This is a genomic window from Natronospira sp., assembly GCF_007134575.1.
Classification (GTDB): Bacteria; Pseudomonadota; Gammaproteobacteria; order Natronospirales; family Natronospiraceae; genus Natronospira; species Natronospira elongata.
In genome coordinates, this window is sequence record NZ_SLKM01000265.1 from 24,135 (window position 1) to 30,619 (window position 6,485).

At 60.4% G+C, this 6,485-nt stretch carries 5 protein-coding genes; 3 read left to right on the forward strand and 2 right to left on the reverse strand.

Going from position 1 to position 6,485, the window contains the following annotated elements; all coding sequences use genetic code 11:
• Positions 1-56: 56 nt before the first annotated feature.
• The gene (locus ACJWXQ_RS10685) at positions 57-677 is read left to right on the forward strand and encodes a rhomboid family intramembrane serine protease (protein ID WP_346050311.1); all 621 of its coding nucleotides are present in this window, start codon (positions 57-59) and stop codon (positions 675-677) included.
• On the opposite strand, the gene ACJWXQ_RS10690 is transcribed toward ACJWXQ_RS10685, so the two are convergent.
• Positions 668-3,643, reverse strand: coding sequence for an EAL domain-containing protein (locus ACJWXQ_RS10690; protein ID WP_406672795.1), 2,976 nt, complete (start codon positions 3,641-3,643; stop codon positions 668-670). The genes ACJWXQ_RS10685 and ACJWXQ_RS10690 overlap by 10 nt on opposite strands.
• Here ACJWXQ_RS10690 and ACJWXQ_RS10695 point away from each other — a divergent pair.
• On the forward strand, positions 3,600-4,538 hold the full coding sequence (locus tag ACJWXQ_RS10695; RefSeq protein ID WP_406672796.1) for a methyl-accepting chemotaxis protein: 939 nt from the start codon (positions 3,600-3,602) through the stop codon (positions 4,536-4,538). The two genes, ACJWXQ_RS10690 and ACJWXQ_RS10695, sit on opposite strands and share 44 nt — an antisense overlap.
• Positions 4,539-4,607: 69 nt before the next feature.
• Positions 4,608-5,186: a hypothetical protein gene (locus ACJWXQ_RS10700; RefSeq protein ID WP_346052434.1), complete on the forward strand. Its 579-nt coding sequence runs from the start codon at positions 4,608-4,610 to the stop codon at positions 5,184-5,186.
• A gap of 442 nt (positions 5,187-5,628) precedes the next feature.
• Here the strand turns inward: ACJWXQ_RS10700 and ACJWXQ_RS10705 are convergent.
• Positions 5,629-6,485, reverse strand: an 857-nt coding sequence (locus ACJWXQ_RS10705; RefSeq protein WP_406672797.1) for a class I tRNA ligase family protein, incomplete at its 5' end; no start/stop codon positions are given.

The window sequence follows — 6,485 nt, forward strand, 5'->3', positions numbered from 1 at the left end:
GACGTCGGCGATAGCGTAGGCGGCAGGTCATACAGCATACAAGAGGATCGCGCCCCATGTCCGTCAGCCCCGCTCGTTGGTCCAATTTTCCGCCGGTGGTGACCGGCTTGTTGGCAGCTTGCATCATCGTATTCATGCTGCAGCTCAGCGATTTTCGGTGGATGTTGGATAACTTTGCGCTATGGGGCGCCAACACACCCAACTTTCAGCCCTGGCAGCTGGTCTCATCGGCCTTTCTGCACGGGGGGTATTTCCACCTCTTCGTCAATATGCTGGCTTTGTGGATGTTCGGGGTTCAGATCGAGAATGTCTGGGGCTCCGGCCGCTTCCTGTTCTACTATTTCTTCTGTGTGATTGGTGCCTCACTGGTTCAGCTGCTGGTGGCGACCGCTGCGGCAGCGGAAGGCACTGTCTACCCGACGGTTGGTGCATCGGGGGGCGTCTTCGGCATTCTCCTGGCCTTTGGTCTGCTGTTCCCCAACCAGCGCATCGTGCTGCTGATTCCCCCCATTCCCATGAAGGCCAAGTGGTTCGTGGTCGTGTTTGGTGTCTTCTCCCTGTTGGCGGGGCTGACCGGTACCATGGCCAATATCGCCCACTTTGCCCACCTGGGGGGGATGGTGTTCGGCTTGATCCTGATGGTCTGGTGGGGCTGGCGCCCCGGGCGTCACTGGTAGCTTCCGTCATCCGTCGGAGTCGGCGGTAGGTCGAGGGAATCCAGTGGCTGGGGGCGGTGCAGGGCAAAACCCTGCGCGAGGTCGATGCCGATGTCACGCAGGACCAGCAGGGTCTGATGGTCTTCCACGAACTCGGCAACTGTATCCAGTCGCATGGCCTTGCCCACCTGGTGCATGGCCTGAACCATACTGCGTGCCACCGGGTCTTCAGCCACATGCCGCACGAAGCTGCCATCGATCTTCATGGCATCCAGTTGGATCTGGCGAAGATAGGCGAAGGACGAGAGGCCGCTGCCGAAATCATCCAGACCCACTCGAGCCCCCAGCTTTCTCAAGCGCTGGCACAGCCCCTGGGCTTCCTCGAAATTGCTGATGGCCGCGGTCTCGGTGATCTCGAAACAAAACCAGGCGGGGTCCACACCGTGGGCCTGAAAACGGGATTCAATAAAGCCCGCCAGAGTGCCGTCGCCCAGGGATGTGCCGGAGAGATTGATCGACCAGCGACGCGGACGAAGGTGGCTGGGCATGCGACTGGCCCGTAGCAAGACCTGATCAATGACATGTCGATCGATGCGACTCATGAGATTGTAGCGTTCCGCCGCCGGAATGAATTGAGCGGGTGACACCAGGTCGCCGTTCTCATCCCGGAGTCTGAGCAGGATTTCCAGGCTGGGAAGGCGGCTGCTGTCAGCCTGAACCGGCACGATCCATTGGCCGAACAATTCGAAGCGGTCTTCCGCCAGGGCCCGGTCCAGTCGCGGGACCCAGCCCATCTCCCCGTGTCGGGCCTGGATATGCGCATTATCGCTTTGATAGACCTGGATCCGGTTTCGGCCAAGGTCCTTGGCCGCGTAGCAAGCCAGGTCCGCCTGTGCCAGCAGACTGTCATGTTCCAGGTTCGACTCACGCGTATGGGCAATGCCGATACTGGCGCCCACGGAAAAGGCTCGCCCTTCCCAGCTGAACTGGAAGGCCCGCACGGTTTCCAACAGGCCTTCGGCAATCTCCATGCTGCGCTCCACCGGGCAATTCGCCAGCAGCAGGCCGAACTCATCCCCCCCCAGGCGAGCAAGAAGGTCGGTCTTGCGCAGGCGTCGGTTCATGGCACGGGAGAGCTGACGCAGAAGCTCATCCCCGGCCATATGGCCACAGGTGTCGTTAACAACCTTGAATTGGTCCAGGTCCATGTAGATCAGGGCATGGGTTCGCCCTGGCTCCGGTGCCTGAGTGGTGACGATCCTTAGCTGATCGTCAAAGGCGCGTCGATTCAGCAGCCCGGTGAGGGCGTCGTGACTGGCTTCCCAGCTCAAGTCGGCATGGGCCTGGTTTCGGTCCAACTCCAGGGTAATCCGGGAAGCGAAGACATCCAGGACAGGCTCGGCCCGAGATGCCCGGGTCTGGGATATCGGCTTGCGGTCAAGGCAGATCAGCCACCCCCAGCGGCTTCCGCTACTGTGGCGGATGGTGGTTGCCAATACACTCGTGGCTCCCAATGCCTTAACCAGGGGATCCTGGCTGAGATCGTCGGCTGCGTTTTCCCGCAGAATCAGCCTTGCCTCGGCGCTCAGGCGGGCGATTATCTGTTCCGGTATGGCCGGTGCACGGAGTTCGCCAAGCTCATCATGGAAAGCGCACACGCTGGGCGAATCTCCCTCACCCTCTTCGCGAATCAGTACGGCCAGGTGAAGCCCCAGAGCCTTGGAGAGGTTTCTGACAGTAAGCTGGAAGAATGTCTCTTCGGTTTCCTTGCCACTCAGCAATGCCAGGGCGCGTAGCGCTTCCTCCAGCCGCTTGCGCTCGGTGATATCGCGGTCAATTCCCCGGTAGCCACGGAAATGACCTTCCTCGTCAAAAACCGGGGTGCCGCTGGTTTCCAGTACCACTTCGTGCCCATCTCGGTGGACATTGCGATTTTCCAGCAGATGAAAGGGTTCGCGGGACTCGATGATGCTGTGATAAACATCCACCATCCGGTCCTGTTCGCGTGGGGTCATGGGGTCGTAAGGCCGCATGCCGACGATTTCTTCCGGCGGGTAGCCCATGATGTCTTCCACTTGCGGGCTGGCGTAGACGCAATAGCCGTTCTCATCCATTTCCCAGACGAAGTCGGTGGTGGATTCGATCAGACTGCGAAAGCGGGACTCGCTTTCATGCAGCTGGCGCTGGATGGCCTCGTTGCGTGCACTCTCCCGCCATAGCAGCAACAATCCAAAGCCCAGGACCAGGCTGGTTCCTCCGCCCAGGCCCAGATAGGAGAGCAGGCTGCGGTGCCAGGGGGCGAGAACTTGCGAAAGGTCCGCCGTGACCACCTGATGCAGCGGGTAGCCGGTAATGGGGCGGGCTACCACCAGATGCCGTTCCCCGCTCTCCGGGTTCTGGAACAGGCCGCTGGGCAGCTCGCCATTATCAGTGGCCAGTCCATTCAGCAGTGACTTGGGCACCGGTCCCACGCTGGCCACCACGGGACCGCGTTCATCCAGTAGCGCCAGGCTGCCGGGAATGGTCGCTCCGACCTCCTGGAAAAGCTTTTCGTAATGGTTGGGGCTGATGATGGCCGCCACCACCCCGAGAAACTGGCCGTCCTCATCGGTGAGACTGCGGCTGGCCGCCACAAAACGCTCGCCGCCGGTCCGGGCAATCAGCGGCTGGTCCAGGAAGACCGCATCCGCGGGCATCATCTGGTGGGTGCGAAAATAATCCCGGTCCGCCAGCATCGACTCCCGGTTGGGGTCGCCGTAGGCATCGTTGACCCAGCGACCGGACGCATTGACGATAATGATATTGTCGACCATCGGCCCGCGGAAGGCACGGGACAGGATCTCGGTGATGCTTTCATGCTCCAGGGTGATGGGCCCGTAGGCGGCAGTGACCCGGGTGACCACCTTGTCCAGGATGGTGCTGACGGTTTCCAGGGATCGGCTGGTGTACTGCTCCAGCCCCGAGGCGACAATATCCGCCGAGACCATTGTCCGGCGCCTGAAAACCATCGATGACGAGACTCGTGAATTCATGAGTTTTGTGCAGGAGTCGGCTCAAGAGACCGAATCTTTAGGCGAAGCCAATACGGCGAGTCGGGAGTTCAACGCCCGTGCCATGCGCGACATAGCCGATTACATTGATCGGCGGATGGAACAGCTCCAGCGCGAGCGAGTGCGAGCGGAGAAGGTCCTGCAACGCACCAGCAAGCTTGAGGAAAGCGTGCAGATGATCAAGGACATTGCTGCAAAGACCAACCTGGTGGCATTGAATGCGGCCATTGAAGCCGCCCGTGCCGGGAGTGCCGGAAAGGAATTTGCGGTGGTGGCAGATGAAGTTCGGGCACTGGCACTCCGCAGTCAGGAGGCGGCTGGCTTTGTGGAAAGGGAGATACCCAGTATTACATCGGTCATTGAGGATCAGTTCCGGGCACAACTGGACGCCGGGTCGGCTCGACAGGCAGAAGAAGAAGAGACAGTTCTCTCTGGTGTTCGCACGGCCCTGGAAAGTATGGGCAGCGAACGGGATCGTCTCATGAGGCATCATGAGTCAGTGCTGAGCAAGCTTCAGGATACCAGCAAGGCACTCAGTGTCCAGACCATGGAAGCCCTGGCCGGGATCCAGTTCCAGGATGTAACCCGTCAGCAACTGGAACAGGTCAGTGATGCCTTGTCTGCCATTGAGTCTCACGCAAAGAAGGTTAGCGCAGTACTATCAGGTGATGATACCGCTGCCTTTGCTGAGTCGGCTGTTTTCGATCTCGACAAGCTGGCAGAGGGTTATGTCATGGCCTCGCAGCGGGAGACGCATAACCGGCACAGGGGCAGCGGCTCTCCCGGAGAGTTCCCGGGTCAGGGTGGCAGTAGGGCGGTGGAGATGTTCTAGAATCAGGAGCAGAATAGGGGGATAAGCTGCGGGAGCCGGCTGTTATTCAAAGGCGTTGAGGTGATGTTCATGAGACGCCTGTTTTGCCTGATCGTTCTGTACCTGCTGATTGGCGGCGCCCCCGTAGTGGCTGCAGATTGGTCCCTGGCAGCCTATTGGGCGAAGAACAGCCCGGATCGCATGATCGATATCCTGCGCGGCCTAAACCCCGAGATGCGCAGTTCCTACCTAAATGCCATGGCGCTCAACTACCGTTTTCACCAGGGCCGGCGTATCCACTGGGAAGTGGAGGCCCAGCTGGTTCGTCATCACGGCATGCAGGATCACTGGGAAAGCAATGCGGTTCTGGTGGCCCGCTGGATGGATTTTCCCTGGGATCGCTGGCTGGATACCCGCTTCGCCTTCGGTCAGGGGTTTTCCTATGCCTGGGAAGTTCCGCCCCTTGAGCCCCGTTCGGACCCGGAAGACGGGGAATCGGCCCAGCTGCTCAATTATCTGCTGATGGAATTGGAATTTGCCCCGCCGGCACCCGACAGCCAGTGGAGTGGCATGATTCGCCTCCATCATCGCTCGGGGGTGTTCGGTACCTTTAGTGGCGTGGAAGGGGGTTCCAATTTCATTGGTTTGGGGGTGCGGTATCGTTTCTAGGGCATTGTTGCTTGTGGGGTTGGTTGGTGGCTTGAATCTGGGTAGGACCCTTCGATGACGGTGACGGGTGCGTTCCGGCCTAGGTGGCGACAGGCCTTTCCAAGAACGCCGTAGACCCATCCCTGGGGGCTCTGGGTTCGCCATCCTGGCTCACACAGTCTTGGAAAGGCCTGTCGGCTACAAGGCCTACCTTTGGTGGGGGTCACCTGGGCAGTGCTTGCTGAGGGTGAATTCTGATTTCTAAGCAGATTGGCTTCGATTCGGCCGGGGAAATCGCGGATAAATCCGCTCCTACGGTGGCTTCGGCATATGCTATAGGCACCGTAGGAGCGAATTTATTCGCGATCAAAAGCCTCCGGATGGCACTAAGGCACAAGACTAAACCAAACCATCCGCTAGTCACCGACCTCGAAGGGTCCTGCCCAAATCAAAGCCACCAACCCTAAAGCGCCGCAATCTTCTCCCGCTTGGCATCAAGGCGCTCCAGGGCCGCACGCATTTCCTCGGCCTTGCCGCGCTCCTTATCCACCACCTCGGCCGGCGCATTGCTGACGAACTTCTCGTTGGCGAGCTTGCGTTCGGCTTGCTCCAGGCCCTTGCGGATCTTGGCCAGCTCTTTCTCAAGGCGCGCCAGCTCCGCTTCCTTGTCGATCAGGCCGGCCATGGGCACCAGGATCTCCATCTCACCGAGAAGGGCAGTCGCCGATTCCGGCGGATTGCTGTCCGCCTCCAGCACCGTGACTGTCTCCAGCCGGGCCAGATTGCTGAGCAGATGATGGTGATTCTCCAGCCGCGTCCGGTCCCGCTCGCTACTGTTGGCCAGCAACACATCCAGGGGCTTGTTGGGCGAGATGTCCATTTCGCCCCGAATCCGGCGCACACCCAGGATGAAACCCTGCAGCCAGTCCATCTCCGACTCGATGGCCGAGTCCGCATGGCCGGCCGGCGTGGGCCAGGGGGCGTACATGATGGTTTCCCCCTCGGCGCCGGCCAGGGGCGCGACCCGCTGCCAGATCTCTTCGCTGATGAAGGGCATCACCGGGTGCATCGGGCGCAGCAGGGTTTCCAGCACCTGCACCAGGGTGCGGCGAGTGCCGCGGCGGGCGGCATCGCTGCTGTTTTCTGACTGCAGTACCGGCTTGGACAGTTCCAGATACCAGTCGCAGTACTCGTTCCAGGTGAACTCATAGAGTGCCTTGGCCGCCAGGTCCAGACGATACTCGTCCAGGCGGGTGGTGACTTCGTTCACCGTCCGCTCCAGGCGGGACAGAATCCAGCGGTCGGGCAGGCTCAGTTCCA

Coding starts and splice junctions, on each gene's coding strand:
- ACJWXQ_RS10700 (WP_346052434.1), top strand. CDS start 4,608: ATGAGACGCCTGTTTTGCCTGATCGTTCTGTACCTGCTGATTGGCGGC.
- ACJWXQ_RS10685 (WP_346050311.1), top strand. CDS start 57: ATGTCCGTCAGCCCCGCTCGTTGGTCCAATTTTCCGCCGGTGGTGACC.
- ACJWXQ_RS10690 (WP_406672795.1), bottom strand. CDS start 3,643: ATGGTCTCGGCGGATATTGTCGCCTCGGGGCTGGAGCAGTACACCAGC.